The organism is Citrobacter sp. On2M (genome assembly GCF_018035235.1).
In the GTDB taxonomy this organism is placed as follows: domain Bacteria; phylum Pseudomonadota; class Gammaproteobacteria; order Enterobacterales; family Enterobacteriaceae; genus Citrobacter; species Citrobacter meridianamericanus.
This window is the reverse complement of record NZ_WPCV01000002.1, coordinates 541,278-555,958: the sequence shown is the minus strand read 5'-3', so window position 1 is coordinate 555,958 and position 14,681 is coordinate 541,278. Positions and strand designations below refer to the sequence as shown.

Below are 14,681 nucleotides of genomic sequence, written 5' to 3'. Positions count from 1 at the left end.
ATCTCTCAAATTATGAATACTTTTTGGTGCGCCGCGTTGGCGCGGTATTCGCCGGATCGTCCGGCCAGACATGTTTGGGATAACGCCCTTTCATCTCTTTTTGCACCTCGCGGTACGATCCCTGCCAGAACGCGCTTAGATCGCTCGTCACCTGTAGCGGTCTTTGGGCCGGAGACAACAGCTCCAGCACCAGCGGCACGCGTCCCTGGGCGATAGTCGGAGTGTTTGCTTCACCAAACATTTCCTGCATCCGAACGGCCAATACAGGAGGATTATCCTCATGATAGCGAATGGCTATCCGGCTTCCCGTTGGCACAGTGTAATGCGCTGGCAGTTCACTATCCAGACGTTGCAGCATTGACCAGTCCAGCAAACCTCGCAATGCCTGACCCACATTGAGTGCTTTTAACGCGCGTAAAGAGTGCACACCGCTCATGTGTGGCAGCAGCCAACGCTCCAGCGTCTTCAACAGAGAATCCTCATCTACCGCGGGCCAGTCGTACTCCGGCAACCAGATTGTCGCACATTGCAAACGCAGCCGAAGCTGCTCGGCCTCCGGTGTCCAGTTGAGCACACTTAGCCCTTTATCGCGAATACCATTCAGCATCGCCTGATGCAACTCCTCTTCCGAGGGCTTGGCCAGTGGCTGCACTTTTAGCGTCAACTGGCCTATCCGCGTACGGCGCAGTGCTTTTAACGTTCCCTGGACTTCATCCCATTCGATGGTGTCGGACTGTTGCAGCAGTTCAGGACACCTCTGCATCAACACTTCAATATCCAGCGGCAAGGCCAGTAAAATACGCGCATCTGGTGACGCGCTGCCTTGCAATAACAACGGCGCAATCAACCATTCATGGCGTCCAAGAGCGTCATCGGCATCCAGCATTGCCCCCATGCCGTTGGCCAGTTGATAGCGTCCTTCTTGTCCACGTCGACGCGCGATCCGATCGGCAAACGCCTGCGCCAGCAACGAGGAGAGCAGCGCGCTATCTGGCTGCCCGCTGCGAACGTTAAGCCGTTTCAGTAATTGTTGACTACGCTGCTGCCAGACGGGCTGATTTCGTGAAAACACAACAGCCAAATCGCTACTGCCACCGCGCGGCGGCTCTTCCAGAATTGCTGCCAGTTTTGCCGCCGATGCCGCTTCATCGTCACTGTTGGTGCTAACCAGCATAGCCGCTAAACGGGGATCGTTACCCAACGCCGCCATTTTTTGCCCCGTGACGCTGAGTCTGTCGCCCTCAAGCGCGCCCAGCATCTGCAACAGCCGTTTTGCTGCCTGCAGGTTGATAGCTGGCGGCGTATCCAGCCAGTTCAACTGCGCAGGATCGGTGCATCCCCATTGCAGCAGTTCCATCAACAGTCCGGACAGATCGCTCTGTAATATCTCGGGTTCTCCCTGCGCCGCCGCTCTTTCGGCCTGCTCTTTGGCAAGCAGATGCAGACAGATACCGGGCTCCAGACGACCTGCACGCCCGGCTCGCTGGATCATCGATGCCTGGCTAATGCGCTGGGTAATCAACCGCGTTAAACCGGTGCGCGCGTCATAGCGCGCCACTCGCTCCTGGGCGCAGTCGACCACCAACCGGATGCCTTCAATCGTTAAGCTGGTTTCGGCAATATTGGTCGCCAGCACCACTTTGCGCTTACCTTGCGGCGCGGGCAAAATCGCCTGACGCTGCTCGGCAAGCGTCAATGCACCGTATAGTGGACATAGCAGCACATCACTGCCCACACGTGATGTCAGCTGTTCCTTCACGCGCAGGATTTCCCCCACGCCCGGTAAAAACAGCAGCAGCGACCCGCTTTCATGGCGCAAGAATTCTGCCGCCGCTATCGCTACCGCTTCATCAAAACGCAGGTGTGCCGCCAACGGCTGATACCGCCGTTCAACAGGAAATGCCCGGCCTTCAGAGACAATCGTCGGCGCATCGGGTAACATCTGCTGCAAACGCCCATTATCCAGAGTGGCGGACATGATCAACAGCTTCAGGTCGTCGCGCAGCCCTTGCTGCACATCCAGTAACAGCGCCAGCGCCAGGTCAGCTTGCAAACTCCGCTCGTGAAATTCGTCGAGGATCACCAGCCCAACGCCCGACAACTCAGGATCGCGCTGGATCATGCGCGTCAGGACACCTTCCGTCACCACCTCAAGGCGGGTCTGCGGCCCTACGCAACTTTGCGCACGCATCCGGTAGCCGACAGTCTCACCAGGCTTTTCATTCAGCAATTCCGCTAATCGTTGCGCCACATTACGCGCAGCCAGACGCCGAGGCTCCAGCAAAATAATGCGCCCCTTGATGCCGCGGTGCTCAAGAAGTCGCAACGGCAGCCAGGTCGATTTCCCGACACCAGTCGGCGCCGTCAGCAAAACCTGCAACGAGGCATCAAGGGCGGTAAGCAGTTCAGGCACTACGGCGGCAACGGGCAACGACGTCACAAATGGCTCCAGAGGGTTAACATTCTTCGCGCTGCATTGTAGCATCGCGTTAATTCATAACCGAGTATCCATCATGACTGAGCCAAAAAGGCTGTTCTTTGCGATTGAATTGCCAGGCGAGGTTCGGGAGCAGCTCATCCACTGGCGGGCCGCGCAGTTTCCCGCTGAAGCGGGTCGTCCCGTCGCCGCTGATAATCTGCATCTGACGCTGGCCTTTTTAGGCGACGTCAGCGCGGAGAAACAGCAGGCGCTGTCACAGCTTGCCGGACGTATTCGCCAGCCGGGTTTTACCCTCAAACTTGATGATGCCGGACAATGGCTGCGCTCGCGGGTTGTGTGGCTGGGAATGCGTCAGCCGCCGCGCGGCCTGCTGCAACTGGCGAATATGCTGCGGGCGCAGGCCGCACGAAGCGGGTGCTACCAAAGTCCACAGCCGTTTCATCCACATATCACACTGCTGCGCGATGCGGGTCATGCGGTATCTCTCCCCGCACCTGGCTTTGGCTGGTCATTTCCGGTCACGGAGTTTGCGCTGTATTCCTCTTCACTATCGCGGGGACGCACGCGTTACACGCCACTGCAACGCTGGATGCTGACTGAATAATCAAAGGGACTGTTCATGCAATTTTCTCCACCTTTACAACCTGCCACGCTCATCCTGCGCTATAAGCGTTTTTTAGCGGATGTGATTACACCGGATGGCACAGCGCTAACATTACACTGCCCCAATACGGGAGCGATGACCGGATGTGCAACGCCGGGGGACACAGTCTGGTATTCGACATCAGAAAATACTAAACGGAAATATCCCCATACCTGGGAATTAACACAAACGCAAAAGGGCGCTTTTATTTGTGTTAACACGCTGTGGGCCAACAAATTAACGAAAGAAGCTATTGAGAATGAGCTCATTTCAGAAGTTTCAGGCTACAGCACCTTGAAAAGTGAAGTAAAATACGGCACCGAAGGGAGTCGCATAGACTTTTTGTTACAGGCGGATTCCCGACCTGACTGCTATATTGAAGTGAAATCAGTCACGTTGGCGGAAAAAGATCAGGGTTATTTTCCCGATGCCATTACTGAACGAGGTCAGAAACATCTTCGGGAATTGATGAGCGTAGCGGCTGAAGGCAAGCGTGCCGTGATATTTTTTGCGGTGTTGCATTCAGCCATTACACGGTTTTCACCCGCGCGTCATATCGATGCTAAATATGCGCAATTATTAGTTGAAGCACAGCTTAAGGGGGTAGAAATTCTGGTTTATAAAGCGGAACTTTCTGCCCATGGTATGACTCTTAAAGAGCCATTGCCCATTACCTTGTAATGGTGTAAACATTTGGTTAATTAGTATTCTGGGCGCGTGGGCAAATACGCTTTTCCTCACAGGGTTGTCAAGTGTTACGTTTAGATAATTGCTATCCGGAAAAGCATCTGCTATTTATAGCGACCTGATTTTTCCCCCGAACATGGGGATCGATAGTGCGTGTTAAGGAGAAGCAACATGCAAGAAGGGCAAAACCGTAAAACATCGTCCCTGAGTATTCTCGCCATCGCTGGGGTGGAGCCGTACCAGGAGAAACCGGGCGAAGAGTATATGAACGAAGCCCAGCTGTCGCACTTCAGGCGTATTCTTGAGGCATGGCGTAATCAACTTAGGGATGAAGTTGATCGCACCGTATCTCATATGCAAGACGAAGCGGCTAACTTCCCTGATCCGGTGGACCGTGCCGCGCAGGAAGAAGAATTCAGCCTTGAGCTGCGTAACCGTGATCGTGAGCGCAAACTGATCAAAAAGATCGAGAAGACGCTGAAGAAAGTAGAAGATGAAGATTTCGGCTACTGCGAATCATGCGGCGTAGAAATTGGTATTCGCCGTCTGGAAGCGCGTCCAACAGCCGATCTGTGCATCGACTGTAAAACGCTGGCAGAAATCCGCGAAAAACAAATGGCAGGTTAATTCCGGCCATTTTACCACGTTGACTACAGGCGGGAGCTTCTCCCGCCTTATTATTTGTTAGCCCGCAAAATGAGCGATTCACACTATACTGGCCGCTTCGCCCCTTCCCCCTCTGGCGAGCTACATTTCGGTTCACTGATTGCCGCCCTCGGGAGCTACCTGCAGGCGCGGGCTCATCGCGGAATCTGGCGCGTACGTATTGAAGATATTGACCCCCCTCGTGAAGTTCCCGGTGCTGCAGACACAATTCTGCGTCAGCTGGAACATTACGGACTGCATTGGGACGGCGATATTTTATGGCAATCTCAACGTCATGACGCTTACCGCGAGGCACTCGCCTGGCTGCATCAGCAGGATCTGAGCTATTACTGCACCTGCACACGTGCGCGTATTCAAAGCGTCGGCGGTATTTACGATGGTCACTGCCGTGAGTTACGTCATGGGCCAGAGCAGGCGGCGGTACGTATTAAACAGCACCATCCGGTACTGCAGTTTACCGACCAACTGCGCGGTGTGATTCAGGCTGACCCGCAACTCGCAAGGGAAGATTTTATCATCCATCGGCGTGACGGGCTGTTTGCCTATAATCTCGCGGTGGTGGTGGACGATCACTTCCAGGGCGTGACGGAGATTGTGCGTGGTGCCGATCTTATCGAACCAACGGTACGGCAGATTTCGTTGTATCAACAGTTCGGCTGGCAAGCACCAGACTATATTCATCTGCCACTGGCGCTCAATGAACAAGGCGCTAAACTTTCCAAGCAGAATCATGCGCCTGCACTGCCCAATGGCGATCCGCGCCCGGTACTGATTGATGCATTACGCTTTTTGGGGCAGCCCAGTTATAACGACTGGCGGGATATGTCAGTGGCACAACTCCTGCAATTTGCCGTGGCTAACTGGGATCTCACCAGGGTACCAGAACAGGTAAGCATAAATCCGGCATTCTCAAATGCCTCATGCTGAGCTATGATTAGCCGCGATTTTTACACAGCAACACTTGTCTTTACTGAAGTTTGACACTACCGAGGTGCACTATTTTTACCCGAGTCGCTAATTTTTGCCGCAAGGTGCTAAGCCGCGAGGAGCGCGAGGCCGAGCTTGCCGTCGCCCGTCCACATATGACGGTAATCCCGCGTGAGCAGCACTCTATCTCCCGCAAAGATATCAGTGAAAATGCCCTGAAGGTAATGTACAGGCTCAATAAGGCCGGATACGAGGCATGGCTGGTAGGCGGTGGCGTACGTGATCTTTTGCTGGGCAAAAAGCCGAAAGATTTTGATGTCACCACCAATGCAACGCCGGATCAGGTGCGAAAACTGTTTCGTAACTGTCGCCTGGTTGGGCGTCGATTCCGTCTGGCCCATGTCATGTTTGGCCCGGAAATTATCGAAGTCGCGACCTTTCGTGGACACCATGAAGGCAGCGAGTCCGATCGCACAACGTCACAACGCGGGCAAAACGGTATGCTGCTGCGCGACAACATCTTCGGCTCCATCGAGGAAGATGCTCAGCGTCGCGACTTCACGATTAACAGCCTGTATTACAGCGTGGCCGATTTCACCGTACGTGATTACGTCGGAGGCATGCAGGATCTCGAAGATGGCGTCATCCGCCTGATCGGTAATCCAGAAACGCGCTATCGTGAAGATCCTGTACGTATGCTGCGTGCCGTACGCTTTGCCGCCAAGCTCGACATGCGCATCAGCCCGGAAACCGCAGAACCGATCCCGCGTCTGGCAACGCTGCTTAACGATATTCCTCCCGCGCGCTTGTTTGAAGAAGCGCTCAAGCTGTTACAGGCGGGCTATGGGTATGAAACCTATAAAAAACTGCGTGAGTACAGCCTGTTCCAGCCGTTGTTCCCAACTATTACGCGCTATTTCACCGAAGACGGCGACAGCCCGATGGAGCGCATCATCGCCCAGGTGCTGAAGAATACCGATAACCGCATCAACAATGATATGCGCGTTAACCCGGCGTTCCTGTTCGCCGCCATGTTCTGGTATCCGTTACTGGAAGCCGCGCAGAAAATCGCGCAGGAGAGCGGTCTGGCCTACTACGACGCTTTCGCGCTGGCGATGAACGACGTACTGGACGAAGCCTGCCGCTCGCTGGCTATTCCTAAGCGCCTGACCTCGTTGACCCGCGATATCTGGCAGCTACAACTACGTATGTCCCGCCGTCAGGGCAAACGCGCCTGGAAGCTGATGGAGCATCCAAAATTCCGCGCTGCCTACGACCTACTGGCCCTGCGCGCCGAAGTGGAACACAACGCAGAGCTGCAGCGTCTGGCGCAGTGGTGGAGTGAATTCCAGGTTTCCGCGCCGCCGGAACAAAAAGGCATGCTGAACGAACTCGACGAAGAACCAGAGCGCCGTCGACATCGTCGCCCGCGTAAACGTGCCCCGCGTCGTGAAGGTTCTTCGTGACCCTCGTTTATATTGCGCTCGGCAGTAATTTAGCCTCACCTCTGGAGCAGGTTAATGCTGCCGTGCAAGCGATAGGCGATATTCCCGACAGCCGCATCGTCGCAGTTTCCTCGTTTTACCGTACACCGCCGTTAGGCCCACAGGATCAGCCAGACTACCTGAACGCCGCCGTGGCGCTGGAAACGACTCTCGCGCCCGAAGAACTGCTTAATCACACCCAACGCATTGAGCTACAGCAGGGACGCGTGCGTAAAGCCGAACGCTGGGGGCCGCGTACGCTGGACCTTGATATAATGCTGTTTGGTGATGAAGTGATGAATACCGACCGTCTGACCGTGCCACATTATGACATGAAGAACCGTGGATTTATGCTGTGGCCACTGTTTGAAATAGCCCCTGAATTACGCTTCCCCGATGACAACCAGCCGCTGGCTATCTGCCTGCGTCACGTGTCACCCTGCCCCGAACGCTGGTAATATTGCGCTTATAAAGCAGGCACGAATCATTCAGCTTGCGTCACAACACGTGCCTGAGTTTTGAGTAGATGACGAGTATCACCATATAATCTATCGAGAAATATTAAATCAATCTACCGAAACGCCTTTAATATTAGCTGAAATTTTAACCCACATCTCCTTATATCTTCTAACAAAACAATTCAAAAATTCTAAATAACGCAATTACATCATTAAAACAAATAATATAAATAATATACCGACACTCCTCTAATATTTAATAACCATTTCGACATGTATTAAAACCACCCCAAAACGAATAAAAAAACAAAAAAATGCTCATTTCATTCAAAAATTAATCAAAACCTATGGTTTAGCGTAAAAAAGACATATCAATGACATCTTCTTCAAGACAAAGGAGATAACGTAAAAAAATAATATTCAATTTATGAATGATAAAACTTTTTAAATTCAACTCATGGATTTTACAAAGTAACCACATTCAGGTTTAATTCACACGAATTAATTTCATATAAACCATATTTTTATTTACCAGATAAAAAATTGCGCCACATATTAACTTTATATAAGGATATTCTTGTGAAGAAAAAAATCATCGCACTATCGGTTGCTTTCTCCGCTGCCCTGCTCTCCGCCTCTGCACTTGCAGCATTAGACGGCGGTCAGGTCGACTTCGCTGGTCTGGTGAGTGACAACACCTGTGCGCCACATGTAAACGGTGGCAGCCAGGACGGCCAGGTACAGCTGAAAACCGCCAAAACCGCTGATATCACTGCCAACCCCGGCGTATCAGACACCACACCGGGCGTTATGCCAGAAAGATTCTATATCACCGTAGACTGCGGCGCTGCGACGTCGAATACCAAAGCCAATCTCAGCATGGCTTCCACGTTCTTCAGCAATGCCAACGGCACACTGAACAACGATAAAGCCATCATCAACCCGGCAAGCGGCGTTAACCTGGCGATTCACATGGTCGATTCGTCTGGCGCTGCCGTGGCGTACAAACAGGTGAAAGTCAACAATCCCGCAGATACTCACCAGGTGTCGTTCAAAAGCGGCATCGCCACCTTTAACTTTGTGGCGTCCTACGTCAGACAGGCCAGCGCAGTTCCTGTAACGCCGGGTTACGTGAAATCGAACACTGCCTATACTCTGACCTACGAGTAAAGGTCCGGTTCTGGAGCTATCGGCAGTAATGGGATAGCTCCTCGTTTTCCTGCTACCGCATAATAAGCACATAGCAGGCGGATGCGGTTTTATCCTGCCGCAACAATAGACAGCGAAAATAATAAAAAGCACAAACAAAATAATTTCATATAATCAATGGTGTAAACAGCAAGATTGCGAAAAATGGCCCCAAAAATAATAATGCATAATTATCCAAAGTGTCATAAAGGATAAAAACACCGAGGCTTTATATCGCATATACATGAGGCAATAAACAAGAATCATCACCCTGATTAATAATTTAAAATAAAATCATCCAAATGTTATATTTTTATATTTCATTGACGCTCCATATAATGAGCGCTGCTTTACATGAAATTATTTTTAACAAGGATATTTCTACATGAAATTAAAGTTAATAGCTTTATCGCTGGTGCTGTCTGCTGCATCAACCACAACGGCATTTGCAGCATTAGACGGTGGTCAGGTCGACTTCGCCGGTCTGGTCAGTGACAACACCTGTACGCCGCACGTAAACGGCGGCAGCCAGGACGGCCAGGTGCAGCTGAAAACCGCCAAAACCGCTGATATCACTGCCAACACCGGCGTAGCAGACACAACACCGGGCGTTATGCCTGAGAAGTTCTACATCACCGTAGACTGCGGCGCTACTACGACGAATACCAAAGCCAACATCAGCATGGCCTCCACGTTCTTCAGCAACGCCAACGGCACGCTGAACAACGATAAAGCCATCATCAGCCCGGCCAGCGGCGTTAACCTGGCGATTCATATGGTCGATTCGTCTGGCACTGCCGTGGCGTACAAACAGGTGAAAGTCAACAATCCCGCAGATACTCACCAGGTGGCGTTCAAAAGCGGCATCGCCACCTTTAACTTTGTGGTGTCCTACGTCAGACAGGCCAGCGCAGTTCCTGTAACGCCGGGCTACGTGAAATCGAACACCGCCTATACGGTTACCTATGAGTAATCGTTAACGCTTTATAAGGGAATAAAGAATTCCATTATTCCCTTTTAATCAAAAACATGGAGGAATAATAATGACCAGGATGCGTCGTTCTACTCTTATTACATTATCTCTACTCGCCACCACCTCGGCTATTAACCCGGCGAGGGCCGATATTATTCTGTCAGGCACCCGAATCGTTTACAACGAAGCCCAAAAAGACACCACTATTCGGCTGGAAAATAAAGGTTCGCGCCCGGCATTAACGCAAAGCTGGCTGGATGACGGCAATCAAAACGCCGACCCAAGCACGATTAATCTTCCTTTCAACGCCACGCCGCCGGTGTCGCGCATTGAAGCGGGCCGCGGGCAGACAGTGAAAATCACCTTTACCGGCGGACGCGCATTACCGAAAGATCGGGAAAGTATCTATTGGTTTAACGTCCTTGAAGTGCCGCCCAAAATGAAAGACGAAGACGTTAACGAAAAAAATCTTCTGCAGCTGGCATTCCGCACGCGAATTAAAATGTTCTACCGCCCAGCCGGGCTGGACGGCAACGCCTCGGAAGCGCCGCATAAATTACAGTGGCGCCTGCAGCAAAAAGCGGGCAAACCCGTGCTGCACGTCACCAATCCCACTGGCTATTTTGTTTCGTTTAATAAAGTAGAAACCAACGTAAATGGCCGAAAATACGTCGCTTCATCATCCATGGTCGCACCGAAAGCGGAAGCGGATTTTGCCATCCCTGGCTTAACCGGCATGCCGGGTAAAGCCAGTGTCAATTATATGGCCATTAATGATTTTGGCGGTGCCATCAACGGTAAAGCCGATCTTTAAATTTAGCTTCTGGACACCTTGATGAATATGTCGTCAAACAAGTTCGCTGTTTCGCTGTTAGCCCGCGTGATTATGTTCGCCGTTTGTTCGGCTTGCCCTCTCGCATGGGCCGAAAATGAAAACGTCGAATTTGACAGTTCATTTCTCATGGGGCCAGGTTCTAACAGCGTCGACCTTAGCCGCTACGCCAGCGGCAACGCCATTGCCGCCGGGATCTATGACGTCAGCGGCTATGTCAATAACACGCTGGTATCCACGCTAAAACTTGAATTTATTGACACCAATAACGGCAAAACCGAAGCCTGTATTACGCCCAAAATACTCAGCCAGTTGCACGTCCGCCTGCCCGACGATATGCCGGAAGATGCCATATGGCTCAAGCGCGACGATCGCGTGAACAGCTGCCTTAAGCTGTCGCGTGCCATTGACCAGTCAAGCGTTCACTTTGATGGCGGCGACCAGCGTCTGGATATCGGCGTGCCGCAAATGTGGGAGCAGAAAGGTTTTGCCAACAGCGTTGACCCTTCGTTATGGGACGATGGTATCCCAGCCGCCATGCTGTCGTATAACCTCAATGCCTGGAAAAACCAAAACAATGAAGGTACCGATGACAGCGTATACGCTGGCTTTAATGGCGGGGTCAACCTTGGCGCATGGCATTTTCGCGCTCAGGGCAACTACACCTGGCAGAAAAACGGCGACAGCCGCATTGACTACCAAAACCGGTACGTCCAGAGGGACATTGCTTTTCTGCGTTCGCAGCTCATTCTCGGCGAGTCTGGTACCAGCGGTGAAACCTTCGACACGGTGAATATTCGCGGCGCGCGCCTATACAGCGAGTCGCAAATGCTGCCGCCACAGCTTGCCAGCTTCGCGCCGACCATACGCGGCGTCGCCAAAAGCAACGCCCGCGTCTCCATCACCCAGAACGGCTATAAAATTTACGAAACCACCGTCCCGCCTGGGCCATTTGTTATTGACGATCTTTCACCGTCCGGCTATGGCGCGGATTTAGAAGTCACCATCACCGAGGCCGATGGCACGAAACATACCTTCACCCAACCGTTCTCATCGCTGGTGCAAATGATGCACCCTGGCGTCGGCCGTTGGGACGTCAGCATAGGCGAAGTCAATGACGACAGCCTGCGAGATAAACCCGGCCTGGCGCAGGGCACCTTTTATTACGGCTTCAACAGTACGTTTACCGGCTATAGCGGCATTCAGACCACAGATAACGGCTATCTCGCCGGGCTGCTCGGCCTGGGGATGAATACCTCGGCGGGCGCCATCTCCTTTGACGTGACGCAATCGCAAGCCAGGATTCCGGAGGATCAAACCTACTCCGGCCAGAGCTATCGCGTATCGTGGAACAAATTTTTCACACCGACCGATACCTCACTGAATATCGCGGCCTACCGCTACTCCACGAAAGAGTACCTGGGGCTGAAAGATGCGCTGACGTTGATCGATGATGCGAACCACAGTAGTGGCGACAGAGTCCGCAACATGAATAACTACGCGCGGATGAAAAACCAGTTCACCATCAGTCTTAACCAAACCCTGCAAAGCGGCGACGAGAGCTACGGCTCCATATACCTTACCGGCAGCTGGTCTGATTATTGGGTCACCAATGATTCACGCAGTAGCTTCTCGGCAGGCTACAGCAACAACTGGGGCTGGGCCAGCTATAGCGTGAGCCTGCAGCGCACCTACGATGAAGACAATAACCGCGACGACTCGGTGTATCTCAGTCTGACCATTCCACTGGATAAATTACTGGGTAGAGAAACCAGCGGCGGTGGTTTCCACACTTTAAACAGCAGCGTAAACAGCGATTTTAACGGCAGCAACCAGTTCAACACCAGCGCCAGCGGCTACAGTGCCGACAACCGCTGGAACTACAGTGTCAGCACCGCCTATGACATGCGCAAAGAGGATAAAAACCTCTCCACCGTCAGCTCTTACGTCAGCTATGACTCTGGGTATGGCAGCCTGGCCGCGTCCGCCTCTGCCAGCAACGATAGCTCGCGTCAATATTCCCTTAACACCGACGGCGGCTTTATTTTGCACCGCGGTGGCCTGACCTTCAGCAACCAGAGTTTTGGTGATAGCGATACGCTGGTGCTGATAGAAGCGCCTGGCGCCAAAGGGGCGCGAATTGACTATGGCAACAGTACGGTTGACCGCTTTGGCTACGGCGTGGGCAGTTCGCTGACCCCGTACCGGGAAAATATGGTCTCGCTGGATATTGACCAACTGGAAAACGACGTCGAACTGAAAAGCACCAGCTCGACGGTAATTCCACGCCGTGGCGCGGTGGTACTGAGTCGATTTGAGACCGACCAGGGCCGCGCAGCCATTATTAACCTCGTACGCAGCGACCATAAACCGGTTCCGTTCACCGCCGAAGTTTACGACGAGAAAAAGACACTATTAGGCACCGTAGGCCAGGGCAGCCAGGCCTTTGTACGCGGCATTGGCGACAGCGGCGATCTGGTGGTGCGCTGGACGCTCAAAAACCAATCCCAAAGCTGCCGCCTGCACTACCGGGTGACGCAGCAAGATGAGCAGAATAGCGGCAAAACGCTCGTGTTCAATGCCGTTCCCTGCATAATGCAGTAGATTACGAGGAAAGATGATGAAAATACGCCGCGTAATCTCCGCGTTGAGCCTCACCGGCCTGCTGTTTTCCCCGGCCTGTTTTGCAGGCCAACAGGGGTTGAGCGTCGACTTTACCGCCGTGATAGCGGAAACCACCTGCAGCATGAAAGTCAGCAGCGTGACGAACACCACGGTCAGCGGCAATGACCCGCAATATTCGCTTAAGATACCCGCCATGGCGCTGACGGCAGTGGTTAATACCACAGCACAGGCCGAAGGCAGCTTCAAACTTCTGCCGCAAGAGTGCAATAACAATATTACCACGCTGAAAATGACCATATGGTCAGCCGACCGAATGTCCAACAGCGACTACAAGCTGCAAAACAGCCTGAGCGGCGGCGCAGAAAACATTGCGCTTGGCTTTAAGCCCAAAGGCAGCGATGACGGCGCACTTTTCCGCCTGGATGGTTCACAAGAAGTGTTATGGCGCGCCGACCAGATAGAGAACGGCTTTGATATCAGCGCCTTTTTCCGTCGTAGCAGTACATCAATCGCCCCCACCAGCGGGGATTTTCAGGCCAAGGCGACGTTTACGTTTACCTATGAATAGCAATGAGGCTACGTTGATGCGATCTCTCTTCTCACTCTGCGGTGCGCTCCCGGCCCTGCTGATCGCCTTTCCTGGGTTTGCGGGCATCAACGCGCTGGAGATGACGGTGTCCACCACCTTCCTCCAGCCAACCTGCGAAACAACGATCACCGACAGCAGCGGTACGGTGAACTCGGTGGTCAATATCGGCGATATTTATCTTCCGCAGGTGGTGAATAAAACCAATTTCCGCACCTTTTATTTGGCCTTCAAAAACTGCTCCGGGCTGGTGAAGAATCAGGCCTCAGTCACCCTGACACCCAGAACCGGTTGCGATGGTCTTTCCGGCAGCGGCAACGGATTTCGTAACGCGCTCAACGGTAGCGACGATGCCGCTGGCGTCTCGGCGGAAGTGTGGACCACCGCCTCACCGGGCAGCAGCGGCAGCGTACAACTGCAGTGCAACAACCCGGTTAAACAAGCAGTTAATGTCACTGATGCGCACGACGACAATATCGTCAAGTGGCCGCTCAGCGCCCGCATCGTAATAGCCAATGGCAACACTATCGCCGATATACACACCGGGGGATTCTCCACCCAGGGCCTGTTCACCGTCACCTATGAGTAAAACGCCATGAGCACACTATTGGGCCGCACGCTGGCGATTGGCCTGTTGTTATTCACCTCTCTCGCCCACGCCGATAACGAGGTGGAAATCAGAGCCAATATTCTGAACACCAGCTGCGAAATCTCCCTGGATAACAATGGGCTGGTGGCATTAGGCACCAAAGATATCGACTATTTCGCGCGCGGCATTACACCGGAAGACCCCTACCAGGGGGGCGCTACGTTCTATGTCCGTGTGAAAAACTGTATGCCGGTCAGCGGGAAAGAGCCGTCGAAAATCACCCTCAACTTTTCGCCGCTTTCCGGGCGTTTCGCCACCGGGTCAACGCAAATTTTCCCCAACGACGCCACGCCGGGCGCACAAAACGTAGGCGTGGTGATCTTCTCCACTCAGGACCCCAGTCATATCGTCAACGTGATGAACCCCGACGGCACGCCACGCAGCCAGTATGACGTGACCGCCGCCACCTATCAGGACAGTCTGTACACTTTCTATGCCAGGATGCAGAAAGTGGTCTCTGCGCAGTCGATTACCGGCGGCCCGGTCAAAAGCAGCGTGCTGATTTCCGTTTATTATGAATAAG

General features: G+C 52.9%; 14 protein-coding genes. 13 read left to right on the top strand and 1 reads right to left on the bottom strand.

The genetic code is table 11. The annotated features are described in order from the left end of the window. Positions 1–10: 10 nt before the first annotated feature. The gene (gene hrpB / locus On2M_RS04820) at positions 11–2,440 is read right to left on the bottom strand and encodes an ATP-dependent helicase HrpB (RefSeq protein WP_210904454.1); all 2,430 of its coding nucleotides are present in this window, start codon (positions 2,438–2,440) and stop codon (positions 11–13) included. A 73-nt stretch (positions 2,441–2,513) separates the two neighbouring features. On the opposite strand from hrpB, the gene thpR reads away from it, so the two are divergent. The 13 genes from thpR (at position 2,514) to On2M_RS04755 (ending at position 14,680) form a co-directional block, all read left to right on the top strand. Beyond that, entirely contained in the window at positions 2,514–3,044 is a 531-nt protein-coding gene (gene thpR / locus On2M_RS04815; RefSeq protein WP_187253746.1) for an RNA 2',3'-cyclic phosphodiesterase, read from the top strand. A gap of 15 nt (positions 3,045–3,059) precedes the next feature. Continuing rightward, positions 3,060–3,764, top strand: a complete 705-nt coding sequence (gene sfsA, locus On2M_RS04810; protein WP_151216775.1) for a DNA/RNA nuclease SfsA — start codon at positions 3,060–3,062, stop codon at positions 3,762–3,764. 177 nt (positions 3,765–3,941) lie between these two features. Then, positions 3,942–4,397: an RNA polymerase-binding protein DksA gene (dksA, locus tag On2M_RS04805; RefSeq protein WP_003018625.1), complete on the top strand. Its 456-nt coding sequence runs from the start codon at positions 3,942–3,944 to the stop codon at positions 4,395–4,397. Between the two features lie 69 nt (positions 4,398–4,466). Further along, on the top strand, positions 4,467–5,363 hold the full coding sequence (gene gluQRS, locus On2M_RS04800) for a tRNA glutamyl-Q(34) synthetase GluQRS (RefSeq protein ID WP_210904453.1): 897 nt from the start codon (positions 4,467–4,469) through the stop codon (positions 5,361–5,363). Positions 5,364–5,434: 71 nt separating this feature from the next. Continuing rightward, the gene (pcnB, locus tag On2M_RS04795; protein WP_210904658.1) at positions 5,435–6,829 is read left to right on the top strand and encodes a polynucleotide adenylyltransferase PcnB; all 1,395 of its coding nucleotides are present in this window, start codon (positions 5,435–5,437) and stop codon (positions 6,827–6,829) included. Further along, complete coding sequence (folK, locus tag On2M_RS04790) at positions 6,826–7,305, top strand: 2-amino-4-hydroxy-6-hydroxymethyldihydropteridine diphosphokinase (RefSeq protein ID WP_210904452.1); 480 nt, start codon at positions 6,826–6,828, stop codon at positions 7,303–7,305. Before pcnB ends, folK begins: the two co-directional genes overlap by 4 nt. A 579-nt stretch (positions 7,306–7,884) precedes the next feature. Next, the gene (locus On2M_RS04785; RefSeq protein WP_210904451.1) at positions 7,885–8,475 is read left to right on the top strand and encodes a fimbrial protein; all 591 of its coding nucleotides are present in this window, start codon (positions 7,885–7,887) and stop codon (positions 8,473–8,475) included. A gap of 403 nt (positions 8,476–8,878) precedes the next feature. Beyond that, positions 8,879–9,466 carry a fimbrial protein gene (locus On2M_RS04780; RefSeq protein WP_210904450.1) on the top strand — a complete coding sequence of 196 codons (588 nt, stop codon included), beginning with the start codon at positions 8,879–8,881 and terminating at the stop codon, positions 9,464–9,466. A gap of 70 nt (positions 9,467–9,536) precedes the next feature. Next, the gene (locus On2M_RS04775; RefSeq protein ID WP_210904449.1) at positions 9,537–10,280 is read left to right on the top strand and encodes a fimbrial chaperone; all 744 of its coding nucleotides are present in this window, start codon (positions 9,537–9,539) and stop codon (positions 10,278–10,280) included. Between the two features lie 21 nt (positions 10,281–10,301). Beyond that, complete coding sequence (locus tag On2M_RS04770) at positions 10,302–12,902, top strand: outer membrane usher protein (protein ID WP_210904448.1); 2,601 nt, start codon at positions 10,302–10,304, stop codon at positions 12,900–12,902. A 13-nt stretch (positions 12,903–12,915) separates the two neighbouring features. Next, positions 12,916–13,491: a fimbrial protein gene (locus tag On2M_RS04765; RefSeq protein ID WP_210904447.1), complete on the top strand. Its 576-nt coding sequence runs from the start codon at positions 12,916–12,918 to the stop codon at positions 13,489–13,491. Between the two features lie 16 nt (positions 13,492–13,507). After that, entirely contained in the window at positions 13,508–14,098 is a 591-nt protein-coding gene (locus On2M_RS04760; RefSeq protein ID WP_247604920.1) for a fimbrial protein, read from the top strand. 6 nt (positions 14,099–14,104) lie between these two features. After that, positions 14,105–14,680: a fimbrial-like protein gene (locus On2M_RS04755; protein WP_210904445.1), complete on the top strand. Its 576-nt coding sequence runs from the start codon at positions 14,105–14,107 to the stop codon at positions 14,678–14,680. Position 14,681 lies beyond the last annotated feature (1 nt).

Excerpts from the sequence above, each read along its gene's own strand:
- thpR (WP_187253746.1), top strand. The coding sequence starts at position 2,514 with ATGACTGAGCCAAAAAGGCTGTTCTTTGCGATTGAATTGCCAGGCGAG.
- On2M_RS04755 (WP_210904445.1), top strand. The coding sequence starts at position 14,105 with ATGAGCACACTATTGGGCCGCACGCTGGCGATTGGCCTGTTGTTATTC.
- dksA (WP_003018625.1), top strand. The coding sequence starts at position 3,942 with ATGCAAGAAGGGCAAAACCGTAAAACATCGTCCCTGAGTATTCTCGCC.
- On2M_RS04760 (WP_247604920.1), top strand. The coding sequence starts at position 13,508 with ATGCGATCTCTCTTCTCACTCTGCGGTGCGCTCCCGGCCCTGCTGATC.
- gluQRS (WP_210904453.1), top strand. The coding sequence starts at position 4,467 with ATGAGCGATTCACACTATACTGGCCGCTTCGCCCCTTCCCCCTCTGGC.
- On2M_RS04775 (WP_210904449.1), top strand. The coding sequence starts at position 9,537 with ATGACCAGGATGCGTCGTTCTACTCTTATTACATTATCTCTACTCGCC.
- On2M_RS04780 (WP_210904450.1), top strand. The coding sequence starts at position 8,879 with ATGAAATTAAAGTTAATAGCTTTATCGCTGGTGCTGTCTGCTGCATCA.
- On2M_RS04765 (WP_210904447.1), top strand. The coding sequence starts at position 12,916 with ATGATGAAAATACGCCGCGTAATCTCCGCGTTGAGCCTCACCGGCCTG.
- sfsA (WP_151216775.1), top strand. The coding sequence starts at position 3,060 with ATGCAATTTTCTCCACCTTTACAACCTGCCACGCTCATCCTGCGCTAT.
- On2M_RS04770 (WP_210904448.1), top strand. The coding sequence starts at position 10,302 with ATGAATATGTCGTCAAACAAGTTCGCTGTTTCGCTGTTAGCCCGCGTG.